Here is a 16422-nt window from a genome sequence, read left to right on the forward strand (position 1 = left end):
GCGGAGATCATCGGCACGCCGGCCCCGGGCGCCGACGTCGAGATGATCAACCTGTTCGTGGATCTGTTCGAAGCCTGGGGCTTCCGCGATCTGGTGGTGGCGATGAACAGCGTCGGCACGCCGGCCTCGCGCCGCGCCTACGGCGACCAGCTGCGCGCGTGGCTCCAGCCGGTGAGCGATCGGCTCGGCCCGGATTCGCAGCGCCGGCTCGAAGAGAATCCCCTGCGGGTGCTCGACACCAAGGATCCGCGCGACCACGAGGCGATGAAGTCGCTGTCGGCGCCCATGCCGCGCATGCTCGATTCTCTCGACGCCGAGTCCGCCGCGCACTGGCAGGCGGTGCTCGCCGGGCTCGACGCCTCGGGCATCCGCCACGAACTGGACCATGGGCTGGTGCGCGGTCTCGACTACTACACGCGCACTGCGTTCGAGGTGCACGATCGCTCGCTCGGGGCGCAGAGCGCGCTGGGCGGAGGCGGCCGCTACGATGGGCTGATCGAATCCCTGGGGGGCCCAAGCACGCCGGGCGTCGGCTTTTCGATCGGACTCGATCGCGTGGTGCTGGTGCTCGAGCAGCGCGGATTCACGCCGCCGGAAACCGAACGCTCGGTGTACGTGGTGGCGATGGATGCGACGCGCTCGGCGGCGGCCTCGCTGGTACGCGAGCTGCGCCGAGAGTTCGCGGTGGACGCCGATCTCGAAGCGCGCGCGATCGGCGCGCAGATGAAGGCCGCCGACAAGAGCGGTGCGCGGCTGGCCATTATCCTCGGCGAAGACGAAGGGAAGCGCGGCGAAGTGACTTTGAGGGATCTGGCCGCGGGAACGCAGGAAGTGGTGAAGCGCGAGCGGCTGATCGAAGCGCTGCGCGCGCGACTCAAACCGGAGAACGCGGAAACGACATGACCGAGACGAAGCCTGCGGCGGAACTCGAGCTCGAAGGGATCGGCGACTGGCGCCGCACTCACACCTGCGGCGCGCTGCGCCGCACCGACGCCCACGGCGCCGCCATTCTGATGGGCTGGGTGCACCGCATGCGCGACCATGGCGGGGTGCTGTTCGTCGACCTGCGCGATCGCTACGGGCTCAGCCAGATCGTGTTCCACCCCGAGACCGGCGGCCGCGCGCTGCTCGACCGCGCCTCGCGGCTCGGCAACGAGTGGGTGATCGCGGTGCGTGGACCGGTGAGCCTGCGCCCCGCCGAGTCGGTCAACAAGGAGCTGCCGACCGGGGAGGTCGAGCTCGACGTGCGCGAGCTGAAGGTGCTGTCCTCGGCTGATCCGCTGCCGTTCCAGGTCAACGAAGAGCACATGCTGGCGAACGAGGACCTGCGGCTCCGCTACCGCTTCCTCGATCTCCGCCGGCCCGAGCTGGCCGAGGTGATGGCGCTGCGCCATCGCGCCGCCCAGACCGCGAGGAGCTACCTCTCGAGCCAGAGTTTCCTCGAGGTCGAAACCCCGATGCTGGTGAAACCCACCCCCGAAGGCGCGCGCGACTACGTGGTGCCGAGCCGGGTCCACCTCGGCAAGTTCTACGCGCTGCCGCAGAGCCCGCAGCTCTACAAGCAGACGCTGATGATCTCGGGCTTCGATCGCTACTTCCAGCTCGCGCGCTGCCTGCGCGACGAGGATCTGCGCGCCGACCGTCAGCCCGAGCACACCCAGATCGACCTCGAGATGAGCTTCGTCACCGAGGAGGACGTGTTCGCCGCGGTCGAAGGCCTGTTCGCGGCGCTGTGGAAGGAATGCCTGGGCGTCACGCTCCAGCGGCCGTTTCCGCGCCTCACCTTCCACGAATCGATGCTGCGCTTTGGCAGTGACAAGCCCGATCTGCGCTTCGGCCTCGAATTCACCGACACCACTTCCATTCATGCCCGCTCGCCGCGCAACGTGATCGCCAACGGCGCCAAGGCGAAAGACGGAGTGGGCGTGGCGATGACGATCCCGGGCGGCGCCGAGATCTCGGGCACCCAGCTGCGCAAGTTCGAAGACGTGGTGAAGGAAGCCGGCGCCGGAGGCCTGAGTTTCTTCAAGGTGGTGGAGAGCGAGCGCGAGAAGCAGCAGGTGATCTTCCCCGGCGCGCTGCTCGACGAGTTCTACGCCGCGACGCGCGCCCGGACCGGCGACGCGGTGGTGTTCACCAGCGGGCCGTGGGAGCAGACCTTGAAGGCGCTGGGTGTCCTGCGCACGCAGCTCGGCCAGCCGCTCTTGAAAGGGCGCGAGCGCGAGTGGCAGTTCTGCTGGGTGCGCGAGTTCCCGCTGTTCGAGTGGAACCCCGACCGCAAGGGCTGGGAGGCGCGGCATCACATGTTCACCATGCCGAACCCCGAGCACCTCGATCGGCTCGAAACCGATCCGGCCGCGGTCCACGCGCAGCTCTACGACCTGGTGTTGAACGGCAACGAGCTGGGCTCGGGCTCGATCCGCATCCATCGCCCCGACATCCAGCAGCGGGTGATGAAGGTGGTTGGCTTCTCGCCCGAGCAAATGCAGGACAAGTTCGGCTTCCTGATCGACGCCTATCGCTACGCGTCGCCGCCCCACGGTGGGATCGGCATCGGCCTCGACCGCATCGTCATGCTGATGGCCGGCCGCGACTCGATTCGCGACACCATCGCGTTCCCGAAGAGCGCGAGTGCCGCGAGTCTGATGGATGGTTCGCCGGCGGAAGTGGAAGACACCACGCTCAAGGAGCTGGGAATCCGGCTCCAGTCATGAAAGCCGTCACCGTTAGCCCGGCCGCCCGCGTGATCACGGTGCGCGATCATCCCGAACCCAAACTGCGCTCGCCGATCGACGTGCTGATGCGTACGCTCGACGTCGGGATCTGCGGCACCGACTACGAGATCGGCTCGTTTACCTACGGCACGCCGCCGGCGGGCGACGACTATCTGGTGATCGGGCACGAAGCGTTCGGGCGCGTGATCGAGGTGGGCTCGGCGGTGGCGCGCATCAAGGCCGGCGACTTCGTGGTGCCGATGGTGCGCCGCCCCTGCCCGCACGAATCGTGCGCGCCATGTCGTGCCGGTCGCCAGGACTTCTGCGTCACCGGCGACTTCACCGAACGCGGCATCAAGGGCGCGCACGGCTACATGACCGAGCGGGTGGTGGATCACGAGCGCTACTTCCTGCCGGTGCCGCCGGGCCTGCGCGAAGCCGGGGTGCTGATCGAGCCGCTCACGATTGCCGAGAAGGCGCTCGAGCAGGCACGGGCGGTCGAGACTCGACTGCCCGAGGCGGCGCGACATTCGCATGCGCAGCCGAAGAACGCCGTGGTGCTGGGCGCGGGTCCGGTCGGGTTGCTGGGCGCAATGTTGCTCACCATCTTGGGCTACCGGGTCTGCGTCTACTCCAAGTCGCTCTCCGACGTAGCGCGTGCTTCGATTCTTCAGGACCTCGGCGCCACCCCGATCCCCGCCGAGACGCATTCGGTTGAGCACCTGGCCGAGGCGGCGGGCGACATCGATCTGGTCTACGAGGCGGTGGGCGCGGCGCCACTGTCCTTCGAGGTCATCAAGTTCCTCGGCGTGAACGGTGCGTTCGTGTTCACCGGCGTTCCAGGGCGGAAGGCGCCGGTGCGCCTCGACACCGACCGGATCATGCGCCACCTGGTGCTGCGCAACCAGGTGCTGCTCGGCAGCGTCAACGCCGGACGCGGCTCCTACGAGAACGCGATCAAGGACCTCGCCACCTTCATGCAGCGCTGGCCCGACGCGGTACGCGCGATGATCACCTCCCGCTCGGACCTCGACTCGGCGCCCGATCTCATCGCGCACCGCGCCGCCGGCATCAAGAGCGTGGTGAGCCCGCAGGCGCGCTGACGGCCGCAGGCGCCGGGGAGCGGCGCCCTCCGGGCCGCTACATCTCCCAGAGGTAGCTGAGCTTGGTGAAGACGCTGCTGCGCGCCGGCTGGAGCTTCTGCCCATCGACGCTGCTCTCGAGCAGCGAGCCGTAGCCGAGATAGACCACCGTGCCCGGCCGCACGTAGTAGCTGAACAGCACGTCGGGCGTCACCACCTGAGACTTGCTGGTCTCGAGATCCCTCGAGTCGAACTGCCGCACCGAAACCATCTGGGTGATGGTGCGCACCGCCAGCTCCTTGGTGAACTGGTAGGAGACTCGCACGCGCGGGATGAACTGTTCCGCGTAACGGCTGTTGTTTTGTTCGCGCCACACCGTGCTGGCCTGCACCTCGACCGAGCCGTCGAGCTGCGAGCTGAAACGCAGGTTGGCGCCGGCGTCCACTCGATAGTCGTGCCCGCGCGCCGCTTCCGAGAACACCACCTGATCGCCCCACACGTAGGTGACGAACGGCCGCACGCCACGCCAGCCGTCGGTGCCGGCATACACCGCGTGGCGGTAGAGGTCGGGAAAGGTGGCGTCGCCGATCCGGTAGTAGCGTTTGTTGTTCTCGGTGCCGAAGTAGGAGGCGCGCGGCAGATCGGCCTCGAAGATGAAGGAGAGCACATCGTCCTGGAGCGTCGTCCCCGCGTAGTTGTCGTAGCGGTCGTAGAACAGCATCGGGCGGATGTCGCTGTACCAGCCGCCGTCCCTGCCGAGGATGTGGGGGACGATGCCGGCCGCCTGGTGAAACACGTCGGTGCGGGTGATGAAGCCCATGTCGGCGGCGAAGTCGGGCGAGGTCCCGTCGGCGCCGAGCTGCAGCGTGAGGTGCTTGGTATCGCGCGAGAGCCTGCCATACCACGCCTTCCCCGAGCGCATCTGGCCGGCGCGTGGGGCAATCGAGGGATCCAGCGCCGCCAGCTGCGCCGAATCGAGCTTCGCGATGCCGCTCGAGAAGTTCTGGTCGCGGCTCTGGCTTCCCACGCCCTGCCAGTCGAGCGTGTACTTCTGCGCCCACTTGAGGCGCCCGTCGAGACCCAAGCCGCGGTTGTACCGATCGCCCTGGGTGCGATCTCCCGCCAGCAGGCCGACGTAGGAATTCCTGAACACGTCCTGCCGCAGCCGGACGATGTTGTAGCGGGCGTTCTCGCCGAGATAGGGATTCGCGAAGTTGGGGAGGGTCTCGATTCCGTCGCCGGCCGAGCGATCGTCCGCGCTCAGCACGCCCATCGAAGTGCGCCCCACCTTGCCCGTCAGCTTGACGCCGTAGCGTGGATCGGCGATGCGCCGCGTGTACACGAGATCGACCGGCGTGGTGAAGATGTCCGCGCCCTCGAGAAAGAAGGGGCGCTTCTCGGGGAACAAAGTGGCGTAGCGGGCGTTCACGTCCACCACGCCGGCGTCGGCCTCGACCTGGCTGAAATCGGGCGAGACCGTGACGTCGGCGACCAGATTGGTGGTGAGCCCGTACTTCACGCCCACGCCGAAGCGGCCGGTCGGGTCGCCGTAGGTCATCTGTTCGCCGTCACGCACCGCGGTGGCGGTCGCGGTCTGCTCGGGGATCACCTGCAGATTGCGCCCGGGACGCACGCCGTTCAGGTCTTCCAGCGCCCCGAGCTGCGTGAAATAGCTGTTGATGTTGCGCGTCACCGGCGCCCAGTAGGTGTGAGTGCCCGAGCGCTTGATGTCGCGGATCGCCTGAAAACCGAAGGTGACCCGATCCCCGGGCATGAACCGCAGCGTCTTGAAAGGCACCGCCATTTCGACTTCGTAGCCGCGATCGGTCATGCGACCGCGCGACGTGTACTGGAAGTCGGGCGCCATGTCGGTGTTCTGCCCTTCCTGGTCCACGCCGTCCATCTGGATGCCATTCGGGCTGGAGCACAGGAAGAACGCCTTCTGCTTGTCGTTGTAGGCGTCGATCGAGACGCCGACCCAGTCGCCCTGACCGATCTGATCGCGTGGCACCACCGGCGCCTGCACCTGCCTGGGGTCGTCCAACGCGCGAAAGCCGATGTAGAGATTCTGATCGTCGTACATGACGTAGGCGACGGTGCCGAGCGTGTCGCGCACGCCTTCGACCGGGCGGATGTTGGTGAACGAATCGAGCACCGCCGCCATCGCCCACACCGAATCGTCGAGCGCACCGTCGAGCTTCGGGCCCTGCTCGACGTGCGGGGGCGAGAGGCGAATCTGCCGCGCGGCTCCCGAAAAATGCTGCCCATAGTCCGCACGCGCCGCGCCCGAGATCAGCAGCAGGAGCGCGACGAGAGAGTTGGGCCAGGTCTTGAGGCGGAGGGGCAAGACGGTCCTCGGGGCGGGAGTTCCGGGCCGGCGGCGCGCGGGGTGCCCGCGCGAGCCGAATTCAAACTAGCCCAATGGATGGCAGAACCGTTTCAAGAGTTCGACAGGTCGCCCGTGCGCGGCGTTTGCGCGTCACCAGCGCGGAGGAATGCGCCCGGCTGGCGTGACCCCGGGGTCCGTGGTCAAATGAGCGCGACGACGACGCACATCCGGGGGAACGCTCGATCGTGCCCGATGCCGAGAAGGTGAGGCTCGAAGAGGAGGCCCGGCGCTCGAAGAACTGGAAGCGCTGGGGTCCGTATCTCTCCGAGCGCCAGTGGGGCACGGTGCGCGAGGACTATTCCGAGGGCGGGGACAGCTGGGCGTACTTTCCTCACGACCACGCCCGCAGCCGCGCCTACCGCTGGGGCGAAGACGGGTTGCTCGGTGTCACCGATCGCGAGTGCCGGCTCTGCTTCGCGCTGGCGCTGTGGAACGGGCGCGATCCCATCCTCAAGGAACGCCTGTTCGGCCTGAGCGGACCCGAAGGCAATCACGGCGAGGACGTGAAGGAGTGCTACTACTACCTCGACGCGACGCCGACCTACTCCTACTTCAAGGCCCTCTACAAGTATCCGCAGGCCGAATTCCCCTACGCGCGCCTGCGCGACGAGAATCACAAGCGCACGCGGCAGGATCCGGAGTTCGAATTGAGGGACACCGGACTGTTCGACGAAAACCGCTACTTCGACGTCTTGGCCGAGTACGCCAAGGCCGGCCCGGACGATCTGCTGATCCGCATCACTGCCGCGAATCGCGGGCCCGAAGCGGCCACTCTGCACCTGGTGCCGACGTTGTGGTTTCGCAACACCTGGAGCTGGGGGAGGACCGGCGAGGACTACGGCCCGCGGCCCGATCTGCGCCGCCTCGATGACAGCACGGTGGTGGCTCGGCACGAGACGCTCGGCGAGTACCAGCTGCGCGCCGGACCGGGGCCGTTCGCGCGTGCGCCCGCGCTGATCTTCACCGAGAACGAGACCAACGCGCAGCGGCTGTTCGGCGTCCAGAATCGAACGCCCTTCACCAAGGACGCGTTCCACGACTACATCGCGAGCGGCCGCTCGGGCGCGGTGAATCCGCAGCGCGCCGGCACCAAGGCCGGCGTCTACTACCGCCTCGAGATTCCCGCCGGCGGTGAAATGACGGTGCGTCTGCGCCTCGCTCCGGGCGCGAGCGCGCCCGCCGAGGCGTTCGGCGCCGGATTCGACGGCACCTTCACTCAGCGGATCCGCGAGGCCGACGAGTTCTATCTGGGGCGGCTCCCTTCCACTGCCTCGGCCGACGAGCGTCGCGTGGTCCGGCAGGCCTACGCCGGCCTGCTGTGGTCACGACAGTTCTACTACTACGTCGTGAAGGACTGGCTGGAGGGCGATCCCGCGCAGCCGCCACCGCCGGTGGCGCGCTGGAAGGGGCGCAACTACGACTGGCCGCATCTCCACAATCGCGACGTGATCTCGATGCCGGACAAGTGGGAGTACCCGTGGTACGCGGCCTGGGACGAAGCGTTCCACATGATCCCGTTCGCGCAGATCGATCCCGAGTTCGCGAAGCAGCAGCTCGTGCTGTTCCTGCGCGAGTGGTACATGCACCCCAACGGGCAGCTGCCCGCCTACGAATACAACTTCGGCGACGTGAATCCTCCGGTGCACGCCTGGGCGGTCTGGCGCGTCTACAAGATGACCGGACCGCGCGGCCAGCGGGATCGGCTGTTCCTCGAGCGCTGCTTCCAGAAGCTGACGCTCAACTTCACCTGGTGGGTGAACCGCAAGGACATGGAGGGCCACCATCTGTTCGGCGGCGGTTTCCTCGGCCTCGACAACATCGGCGTGTTCGACCGCTCGAAGCCGCTGCCCGGCGGCGGCACCCTCGAGCAGGCCGACGGCACCGCGTGGATGGCGTTCTTCTGCGCCACCATGCTGTCGATCGCGCTCGAGCTGGCCAGTGAGGACCAGGCCTACGAGGACATCGCTTCCACGTTCTTCGAGCACTTCATCGCCATCACCGACGCGATGAACACGCTCGGCGGCACCGGGTTGTGGGACGAGGAAGACGGCTTCTACTACGACCAGCTGCGCATGGGCGACCGGCGCGTGCCGCTGCGGGTGCGGTCGATGGTGGGGGTGGTTCCGCTGTTCGCCGCGGGAATCCTCGAAGAGAACGTGATCCGGCGGTTGCCGGGGTTCGCCAAACGGATGCGCTGGTTCCTCGAGAATCGCGGCGATCTCGCGCAGCACATCGCCTACATGGAACAGCATCGTCACGGCGACCAGGCCCACCGGCTGCTCGCGATTCCCTCGAAGGAGCGCCTGCAGCGCGTCCTGAGGCGCTTGCTCGACGAGAACGAGTTCCTCTCACCCTACGGGCTCCGCTCGCTCTCCAAGTTCCACGAGCAGAACCCGTTCATGCTCACCGTGGACGGCGAACAGTACGAGGTGCGCTACACCCCGGCCGAAGCCGACACCGCCCTGTTCGGCGGCAATTCCAACTGGCGCGGGCCGGTGTGGCTCCCCTCGAACTACCTGCTGATCGAATCCCTCGAGCGCTACCACCATTTCTACGGCGACGAGTTCCAGGTCGAGTGCCCGACCGGCTCCGGTCGCTGGATGAGCCTGTCCGAGGTGGCGCGCGAGCTGGGCGAGCGGCTGACGAGGCTCTTCCTTCGCGACGACTTCGGACGCCGGCCCGCACACGGCGACGAGAAGCGCTACCAGTCCGATCCCGCCTGGCGCGATCTGGTGCTGTTCTACGAATACTTCCACGGCGACAACGGCCGCGGCGTGGGCGCCAGCCATCAGACCGGCTGGACCGCGCTGGTGGCGCACCTGGTCGAGGACCGCGCCCGCGCGCGGCTCGGCGAGCAGATGCTGCACAGCGGCGTGATGCCGCGGGAATCCTCCGGCCCGGCCGCCGGAGCCGCCCCTCCGGGCCGGTGAGGCTACTTGGTCTGCGATGCCATCAGGCGCAGGCTGCCGGACCCCGTCTCCACGATCACGCGCGCCGAGCCGTCGCCGAGCTTGCCGCGATAGCTGCCGTCCCGTAGCTGCTGGATCTGCACCGGCAGATCGGTGTGGAAATCGCCGCTGCCGGTCTCGAACGAGATGTCGGCGCCGAGGCCCGAGGGCACGCGCAGCGTCACGCTGCCCGACCCGGTGTCCACGCCGATCTTCTCCGCCGCGGCGAGCAAACCGATGTCCACCGAGCCGCTGCCGGTGTCGACGCGCAGCAGCCGGGTCTTGACGCCGCTCGCTTCGACGCCACCCGAGCCGGTGTCGAGGTCGAGCCCCTGCACCGCCACGTCGCTGGCGCGAATGCGACCCGAGCCCGTGTCGATCTTGGCCTTCTCGCCCTTCATGCCGCTCAGCTCCACGTCGCCCGAGCCGGTGTCCACGTCGAGCTCGCCCTGCGCGTCACTGAGCGTCACGTCACCCGAGCCGGTGTCGACCTTGAGCTTGCCGCGCGTTCCGCTTCCCGTGACGTCGCCGGCTCCCGTGTCGAGCAGCAGCTCGCCGTCGACGTTCTTCACGTTGACGTCGCCGGCCGCGAGGTGCAGCTTGAGCTGCTGATTGCGCGGAACCTGGATTTCGAGATCCGCGTGCGCGTCGAGGCCGCTGCCGTGAGAGCTGATCCGCACCCGGTGTCCGCTCATGCTCCAGTGGTCGTGTCCCTCGTGAAAGGTGCCATCGTCCCGCACTTGCACTTCGGTGTTGAAGTCATGCCCCATCGCCGGGTAGATCACGCGGTCGGAAGGAAAGATCACCCGCAGGGTCTGCGCGCCCTCGATCTCGCCGGTCGCGACCTTGAGCTGTCCCGAGTCGCCGCCGCCGCGCGTCACCAGCACCACCACCGCCGTGCCGTTTCCCGCCGTGAGCCTGGCCTGTCCGGCCAGGTCGTAGATGCGCACCTCGCTGCCGGTGACGGAGAAGCGCTCGGGGGAGCCGGGGCTCGCGGCCGCCAGCGTGTTGACCAACGAATTGGCGGCCAGCGCCAGGCCGAGCAGGCCGAGCGCGATGAGCAGGGCATTGACCAGGGCGTGCGCCCGCCGCGCGGGCGGGTTCAGAGAGACGCTGGGCATGACGGGGCTCCTCGGAGGGGCGATCGGGCGATGGAACACAGCAGTCCCTACGTCGGACCCCGGGCTCCAGGTTGCGCGACGTCGATTTCGACTACTGAACTCGGTGAATCGTTGGAAAGAAGTGCTGAAATCGGGCAGCTGGGGCGGGAGATGGCCGGGGCGCTGCCGGTGGAAACCCGGTCCCGGACTTCAACCTTCCGGAGGGACCGGCCGTCTCAACGGGAGCAATGGCAACGCTTGCCCTGAGGGTCATGAATCCCGAGTTCACCAAGGATCCGGCCCCCGCGGGCGCCGATGCCGAAGACGTCAGCCGGGCCCAGGCCGGTGATCGCCGGGCCTTCGAGCGACTCTACCGGCGCCACGTGGCGCGGGTGCATGGCCTGGCCGGTCGCATGTTGAGCTACGACGAGGCCGCGGAGGTGACGCAGGACGTGTTCGTGAGAGCGTGGGAGAAGCTCGGGACGTTTCGCGGCGAGGCCGCGTTCGGCACCTGGCTGCATCGGCTGGCGGTCAACGTGATGCTCAGCCGCCGCCAGTGGCACGGCCAGCGGCGCGAGCGGTTCCTGCCCGACGACGAGGCGCTCGATCAGCTCCCGACGCCGGTGGGCTCGAAAGAGTTCGGCATCGATCTCGAGGGCGCGATCGCCCGGCTGCCCGAGGGTGCGCGCGCCATCTTCCTGCTCCACGACGTCGAGGGCTACCGTCACGATGAAATCGCCGAGTTTCTCGAAGTCACGACCGGCACGACCAAGGCGCAGCTTCACCGCGCGCGCATGCTGTTGAGAGGACACCTGAGGGCATGAACTCGAATCGCACCGAGCACTGGACCGATCGCCTGTCCGAGTACCTGGATGGCGAGCTGGCCCGCGGGGAGCGCGATGCCTGCGACGCCCATCTCGCCGCCTGCGCCGAGTGCTCGGCGGTGCTGGAGGAGTTGCGCGTCGTGGCGGCCCGGGCGGGCGCGCTGCCGCAGCTGCCGCCCGAGCGCGACCTGTGGCCGGCGATCGAGCCGCGCTTGAAGGGCCGCCTGCTCGGGCTGCCCTCCGCCGGGCGGTGGGCGGGGCGATTCTCTCAGCGCTTCAGCCTGAGCGGCGCCCAGCTGGTGGCGGCGGCCGCGGTGCTGGTCGTGGTGAGCGGCGGCCTCGCCTGGATGATCGGGCAGCGCAATTGGGGAGCGCCGTCCCGTGGCGCGAACGGCCCGGTGGCGGTGGCGCCCGGAACCGGCGTGACGCCCGGCGGCGCGGCGACGCCGCTCCCGGCTCCCGGCACCCCCGACAGCTCGCCCGTGACGCCTTCAAGCGGCGCCGGCCCCGCCCGGCGGCTCTCCGGCTCCGATGCCGGCGTCTCGCCGGCCGCGGTCGCCGATTTCGGAGTGGCGCGCTACGACGCCACCATCAACGAGCTGCAGGGCGCGCTCCAGGCGAGCCGCTCACGGCTCGATCCGCACACCGTGCAGATCGTTGAGCAGAACCTGGCGTTGATCGACAAGGCCATCGCGGAAGCGCGCGCCGCGCTGGCCGCCGATCCCGCCAGCCCCTATCTCAACGCCCATCTCGCGAGTACCATGCGCCGGAAAGTCGCTCTGCTCAAGCGCGTGAACTCGCTGGCGCAGATCTAGAACGAGGGGACGCAACTCATGAATCCGATGGTTCTGGCGGTCGTGATGTCGGTAGCCATGGGGGCTCATTCCGATACCACGATCAACGTCACCCAGGGTGCGCGCCTCACCCTCGAGAACTATGCCGGCAGCATCGACGTGCAGACCTGGACCAAGAATGCGGTGCGTGTCGAGGTGGACCACAACCGGCACTCCGAGCTGACGCTCGACCGCGATGGGGACGACATCCAAATCGAGCTGGAGAGCGACCGCGGCGTGTCGGGAAGCGCCGACTACCGGCTCACGGTTCCCGCCTGGATCGCCCTCAAGCTGAGCGGCGTCTACTGCGACATCTCGGCGAAGGGGCTGAAGGGCAAGCTCGAGGCCGAGACCGTGCAGGGCGACGTCGAGGTGACCGGCGGCGACGGCTACGTCTCGCTCACCTCGGTGCAGGGGCACGTGACCGTGGCCGGGGCGAGCGGCAAGCTCGAGCTGAGTTCGGTCAACGAGGGCGTGGACGTGACCAACGTGAAGGGCGACCTCTCGGTGGAGTCGGTGAATGGTGCGATCACCATGAGCAAGGTCCAGCTCAATTCGCTCGAGGCCTCGACCGTCAACGGCACCATCACCTACGACGGCACCTTCGCCAAGACCGGGCGCTACGAGATGAGCACCCACAACGGCAACGTCTACGTGGCCATTCCCGCCGACGCCAGCCTCAACATCGAGGTCGCGACCTACGGCGGCTCGTTCGAGAGCACCTTCACGCTCCCCAAGACCACCGACGAGAAACACCACAAGCGCTTCAGCCTGCAGCTCGGCAGCGGCGGCGCCGACCTGGATCTCGAGTCGTTCCAGGGCTCGATCCTGCTCCATCGCCCGGGCGAGAAGGTTGGCGAGTCGGACGAGGACAATCCGAAGAACGGCCACGAGAAGATCAAGGTGAAGAGCAAGCCCGACAAGGGGAGCGACGAGGGCAGCTCCGACGACGACGACGACGGCAACTGAGCGGGTCGATCCCCTTCGCTGAGGTCCCCCAGCCGTGGCGCAACCCGGGCCACGGCTGGTGCGTCTCAACCGTCGTGCTCCGAAGATTGCGGTTGGCGGAGGGCTGACGGTTGCGCCCCAACCTTCTGGCCTGATTTTCGCTCAGAGTCGCCGGAACCTGTGGAACGGCTTGGGCTTCTGCCGGGCAACCGCAATCTTCGGAGCACGACCTTTGGAGCGCGGAGGATCCTCGCCATGATCCGCCTGCCACACCCCGGACCCCTTCCCGTCCTGATCGCCGCTCTCACCCTCGCTCGCGTGGCGATCGCGCCCGCCGCCGACGCGACGCCGCCACGCTCCGCCCGCGCGCTCATCGATCATCAGCACTGGAAGCAGGCGCGCGCGCTCCTCGAAGCCGAGCAGAAGGAGAGGCCGCGGGACCCCACGGTGCTGACCGGCCTGTGCCAGGTGCGGCTCGCGTTCCACGACCTCGACGCCGCCCAGAAGCTGGGCGAACAGGCGATCGCGATCGCCCCCAACGATGCCGAGGCGCACGAAGCCCTGTCCGAGGTGTTCGGCGAGCGCGCGAGCAACGCCAGCATGTTCAAGGTGATGGGGCTGGCCGGCAGGTTCCGCAAGGAGGCCGAGACCGCCCTCCATCTCGATCCCAAACAGATCGACGCGAGGCTCGGTCTGATGGAGTTCCACGTTCGAGCTCCGGGGATCGCCGGCGGAGACAAGAAGAAGGCGCTGCGCTACGCCCAGGAAGTCGGCGAGATCGATGCCTCCAAGGGCGAGCTCGCCCTGGCCCGCTACTGCCAGGAAACGGGTGACACGAATGCGGTCGAAGCCCACTACCGCAGCGCCATCGAGAAGGATCCGAACGATGTCGAGGCTCGCGTCGCCCTGGCGAGCTGGTGTACGGCGCCGTGGCGGCAGAAATGGGACGAGGCCGAGAAGAACGCCCGCGCCGCCAGCGAAGCCGAGCCGGACCGCGCCATTCCCTACCTGCTGCTCGCCAGCATTTACGCTCACCAACAACGCTGGTCCGACCTCGACGCCGTATTGAGTGCGGCGGACGCCGCCTGTCCTGACGACCGCAATCCCTGGTACCAGAGCGGGCGCATCCTGCTCCTCGACGGCACCGATCTTCCGCGCGCCGAGAAGAGTTTTCGCCGCTTCCTCGAGATCGAGCCCGAGCCGAACGGGCCCACGCTCGCCCACGGACGCTGGCGGCTTGCACTGGTGCTCGAGAAGGAGGGGAAGAGGAGCGAAGCGGTCGCCGAGCTGGAGGAAGCGCTCAAGCTCAAGCCCGATCTCGATCCCGCGAAGAAGGACCTGAAGCGGATGAAGGGCTGACGCGCACCGGGGACGAGCGGTCGCGCGCGTGTCCGGTTCCGGGACGCGCGAATCCCGCGATCGGACACTCGGGCGACATCGCGGGTGTGCGCCGCGCTCGCAAGTGCATGATTTCTCGATTCGCGCGCGCGACGGCGACTGGTACGGAACTTCCAGTGCAACCCCGCTTGGAAACCACCCGTCTATCGCGCACGGAGGAAGCATGGACATTCCACGACAAGTGAAGCGGCGTCCGCGCACCCTGATCTGGGGAAGCGTGGCCGCGGTGCTCGCGCTCATGACGTTTGGAATGACCCAGCTCAAGCCGGCGGCCCCGACCCTGGAGCGCAACACCGTGCTGATCGACACCGTTCATCGTGGCGAGATGGTCCGCGACGTTCGCGCCACCGGCTCGCTGGTGCCCGAGGACCAGCGACTGGTCTCGGCGCTCACCGCCGGGCGCGTCGAGCGGGTGCTGGTGCGACCGGGCGCTCAGGTCCAGCCCACCACGCTGCTGCTCGAGATGAGCAACCCCGACGTCCAGCTCGAGGCGCTCGACGCCGAGCGCCAGCTCAAGCTCGCCGAGGCCGATCTGGCCGGCCAGAAGGCCTCGCTCGAGAGCCAGCGGCTCGCCGAGGAGTCGGCGGTCGCCTCGGTCAAGCTCGAGGTGCGCGACGCCGAGCGCGACGTCAAGGTGGCCGAGCGGCTGTCGAGCGAGGGCCTCAACTCCGAAATGGACGTCGAGAAGGCGCGTGACCGCGCCGACGACGCGCGCACCCGCTATCAGGCCGAGCAGCGGCGGCTGGACGTGCTCTCTCAATCGCTGGACGCGCAGCTCGATCTGCGCAAGTCCGAGGTCGAGCGCCTCGAGGCCATCGCCCGCTTCCAGAACCAGCGCGTGGCCTCGATGGAGGTGCGCGCGGGTGCCGCCGGGGTGCTCCAGGAACTGTCGCTCCAGCCGGGCGCCTGGGTGAACCCGGGTCAGCTGATGGCGCGGGTGGCGGGCCAGGACCGCCTGAAGGCGGTGGTCCAGGTGCCCGAGATCCAGGCGCGCGATCTCACGCTCGGCCTGAAGGCCGTAATCGACACCCACAACGGCACCGTGAACGGGCACGTCTCGCGCGTGGATCCCTCGGTGCAGAGCGGCACGGTGGCGGTGGATCTCGCCATCGACGGCGAGCTGCCCAGGGGCTCGCGGCCCGATCTCAGCGTCGAGGCCGTGATCGAGATCGAGCGGCTCGAGAACGTGCTTTACGTGGGCCGCCCGGCCGACGGATCGAGCGAGGCGACCGTCCCGCTCTACCGGCTCGAGCCCGACGGGCATCTCGCGGTGCGGGTGCCGGTCAAGCTCGGCCGCGGTTCGGCCAACAATGTGGAAGTCGTGCAGGGATTGAACGAGGGCGATCAGGTCATCCTGTCGGAGATGTCCCGATGGGCGAACAACGATCGCGTGAGGGTGAGATGAACGAACGTCCCGCGAGCGGGAAGGAGAAACCGATGTCCGCAACACTCAGCGCCGAACCGGCGGCTCGCACCAACGGCCACGCCGCCAACGCCGACGCCCGGAGCCTGCTTCGTCTCGCCGACGTGCAGAAGATCTTCTACACCGATGAGGTCGAGACCCACGCTTTGATGGGTATCCATCTCGAGATCCATCCCGGCGAGTTCCTGTCGATTGCCGGTCCCTCGGGCTGCGGCAAGTCCACGCTGCTCTCGATCCTCGGCCTGCTCGACACGCCGAGCGCCGGCCAGTACTGGCTCGACGGGCGCCCGGTCGAGAACCTTTCGTTCAGCGAGCGTGCGCGGATCCGCAACCGGCAGATCGGTTTCATCTTCCAGAGCTTCAACCTGATCGGCGACCTGACCGTGGAAGAGAACGTGGAACTGCCGCTCACCTATCGCGGCCTGAGCCCCGCGGACCGCAAGACGCGCGTCTCGAACGCGCTCGAGCGCGTCAACATGGCGCATCGCGCGCGGCATCTGCCGAGCCAGCTCTCGGGCGGCCAGCAGCAGCGCGTGGCGGTGGCTCGCGCGCTGGCGGGCGAGCCGCTCATCCTGCTGGCCGACGAACCGACCGGGAATCTCGACTCGTCGAACGGCGAGGCGGTGATGAACCTGCTGCGGGAACTGCACCGGCAAGGTTCGACGATCTGCATGGTCACTCACGATGCGCGGTTCGCGCGCTTCGCCGACCGCACCGTTCAACTGTTCGACGGCCGAGTCGTCGACGAGCGGCGGGGGTGAGG

The 16422-nt window shown here is 68.1% G+C and carries 12 protein-coding genes; 10 read left to right on the forward strand and 2 right to left on the reverse strand.

All coding sequences use genetic code 11. The features are described 5' to 3' along the window. The 3 genes from hisS to VMJ70_06730 all read left to right on the forward strand — a co-directional run. Window positions 1-903, forward strand: a 903-nt coding sequence (hisS, locus tag VMJ70_06720; GenBank protein ID HTO90810.1) for a histidine--tRNA ligase, incomplete at its 5' end; no start/stop codon positions are given. Then, a complete protein-coding gene (gene aspS / locus VMJ70_06725) occupies window positions 900-2714 on the forward strand; it encodes an aspartate--tRNA ligase (protein ID HTO90811.1) in 1815 nt (604 codons plus the stop codon). The genes hisS and aspS, both read left to right, overlap by 4 nt. Beyond that, on the forward strand, window positions 2711-3817 hold the full coding sequence (locus VMJ70_06730; protein HTO90812.1) for a glucose 1-dehydrogenase: 1107 nt from the start codon (window positions 2711-2713) through the stop codon (window positions 3815-3817). Before aspS ends, VMJ70_06730 begins: the two co-directional genes overlap by 4 nt. Window positions 3818-3854: 37 nt before the next feature. Here the strand turns inward: VMJ70_06730 and VMJ70_06735 are convergent, their stop codons facing one another. Next, window positions 3855-6143, reverse strand: a complete 2289-nt coding sequence (locus tag VMJ70_06735; GenBank protein HTO90813.1) for a DUF5916 domain-containing protein — start codon at window positions 6141-6143, stop codon at window positions 3855-3857. 227 nt (window positions 6144-6370) lie between these two features. Here VMJ70_06735 and VMJ70_06740 point away from each other — a divergent pair, with 227 nt between their 5' ends. Further along, window positions 6371-9115, forward strand: coding sequence for a hypothetical protein (locus VMJ70_06740; GenBank protein HTO90814.1), 2745 nt, complete (start codon window positions 6371-6373; stop codon window positions 9113-9115). 2 nt (window positions 9116-9117) lie between these two features. On the opposite strand, the gene VMJ70_06745 is transcribed toward VMJ70_06740, so the two are convergent. After that, on the reverse strand, window positions 9118-10254 hold the full coding sequence (locus VMJ70_06745; protein HTO90815.1) for a DUF4097 family beta strand repeat-containing protein: 1137 nt from the start codon (window positions 10252-10254) through the stop codon (window positions 9118-9120). A gap of 251 nt (window positions 10255-10505) precedes the next feature. Between VMJ70_06745 and VMJ70_06750 the strand changes: the two genes are divergently transcribed. The 6 genes from VMJ70_06750 to VMJ70_06775 all read left to right on the forward strand — a co-directional run bounded on the left by VMJ70_06750 (window position 10506) and on the right by VMJ70_06775 (window position 16420). Next, window positions 10506-11057 (forward strand): sigma-70 family RNA polymerase sigma factor, encoded by a 552-nt coding sequence (locus tag VMJ70_06750; protein ID HTO90816.1) that lies wholly within the window; start codon window positions 10506-10508, stop codon window positions 11055-11057. After that, complete coding sequence (locus tag VMJ70_06755; protein ID HTO90817.1) at window positions 11054-11872, forward strand: anti-sigma factor; 819 nt, start codon at window positions 11054-11056, stop codon at window positions 11870-11872. Before VMJ70_06750 ends, VMJ70_06755 begins: the two co-directional genes overlap by 4 nt. 18 nt (window positions 11873-11890) lie before the next feature. Then, window positions 11891-12859, forward strand: coding sequence for a DUF4097 family beta strand repeat-containing protein (locus VMJ70_06760; GenBank protein HTO90818.1), 969 nt, complete (start codon window positions 11891-11893; stop codon window positions 12857-12859). A 234-nt stretch (window positions 12860-13093) separates the two neighbouring features. Beyond that, window positions 13094-14197, forward strand: a complete 1104-nt coding sequence (locus VMJ70_06765) for a tetratricopeptide repeat protein (protein ID HTO90819.1) — start codon at window positions 13094-13096, stop codon at window positions 14195-14197. A gap of 202 nt (window positions 14198-14399) precedes the next feature. After that, entirely contained in the window at window positions 14400-15641 is a 1242-nt protein-coding gene (locus tag VMJ70_06770; GenBank protein ID HTO90820.1) for an HlyD family efflux transporter periplasmic adaptor subunit, read from the forward strand. A 32-nt stretch (window positions 15642-15673) separates the two neighbouring features. Then, window positions 15674-16420, forward strand: a complete 747-nt coding sequence (locus VMJ70_06775) for an ABC transporter ATP-binding protein (GenBank protein ID HTO90821.1) — start codon at window positions 15674-15676, stop codon at window positions 16418-16420. The last annotated feature ends 2 nt before the right edge of the window (window positions 16421-16422 follow it).

Source organism: Candidatus Sulfotelmatobacter sp. (assembly GCA_035498555.1).
In the GTDB taxonomy this organism is placed as follows: Bacteria; Eisenbacteria; RBG-16-71-46; order RBG-16-71-46; family RBG-16-71-46; genus DATKAB01.

What these genes read in the sequence shown, in the direction of transcription:
- VMJ70_06760 (HTO90818.1), top strand. Translation starts at nt 11,891, where the DNA reads ATGAATCCGATGGTTCTGGCGGTCGTGATGTCGGTAGCCATGGGGGCT.
- aspS (HTO90811.1), top strand. Translation starts at nt 900, where the DNA reads ATGACCGAGACGAAGCCTGCGGCGGAACTCGAGCTCGAAGGGATCGGC.
- VMJ70_06755 (HTO90817.1), top strand. Translation starts at nt 11,054, where the DNA reads ATGAACTCGAATCGCACCGAGCACTGGACCGATCGCCTGTCCGAGTAC.
- VMJ70_06770 (HTO90820.1), top strand. Translation starts at nt 14,400, where the DNA reads ATGGACATTCCACGACAAGTGAAGCGGCGTCCGCGCACCCTGATCTGG.
- VMJ70_06745 (HTO90815.1), bottom strand. Translation starts at nt 10,254, where the DNA reads ATGCCCAGCGTCTCTCTGAACCCGCCCGCGCGGCGGGCGCACGCCCTG.
- VMJ70_06730 (HTO90812.1), top strand. Translation starts at nt 2,711, where the DNA reads ATGAAAGCCGTCACCGTTAGCCCGGCCGCCCGCGTGATCACGGTGCGC.
- VMJ70_06775 (HTO90821.1), top strand. Translation starts at nt 15,674, where the DNA reads ATGTCCGCAACACTCAGCGCCGAACCGGCGGCTCGCACCAACGGCCAC.
- VMJ70_06765 (HTO90819.1), top strand. Translation starts at nt 13,094, where the DNA reads ATGATCCGCCTGCCACACCCCGGACCCCTTCCCGTCCTGATCGCCGCT.
- VMJ70_06750 (HTO90816.1), top strand. Translation starts at nt 10,506, where the DNA reads ATGAATCCCGAGTTCACCAAGGATCCGGCCCCCGCGGGCGCCGATGCC.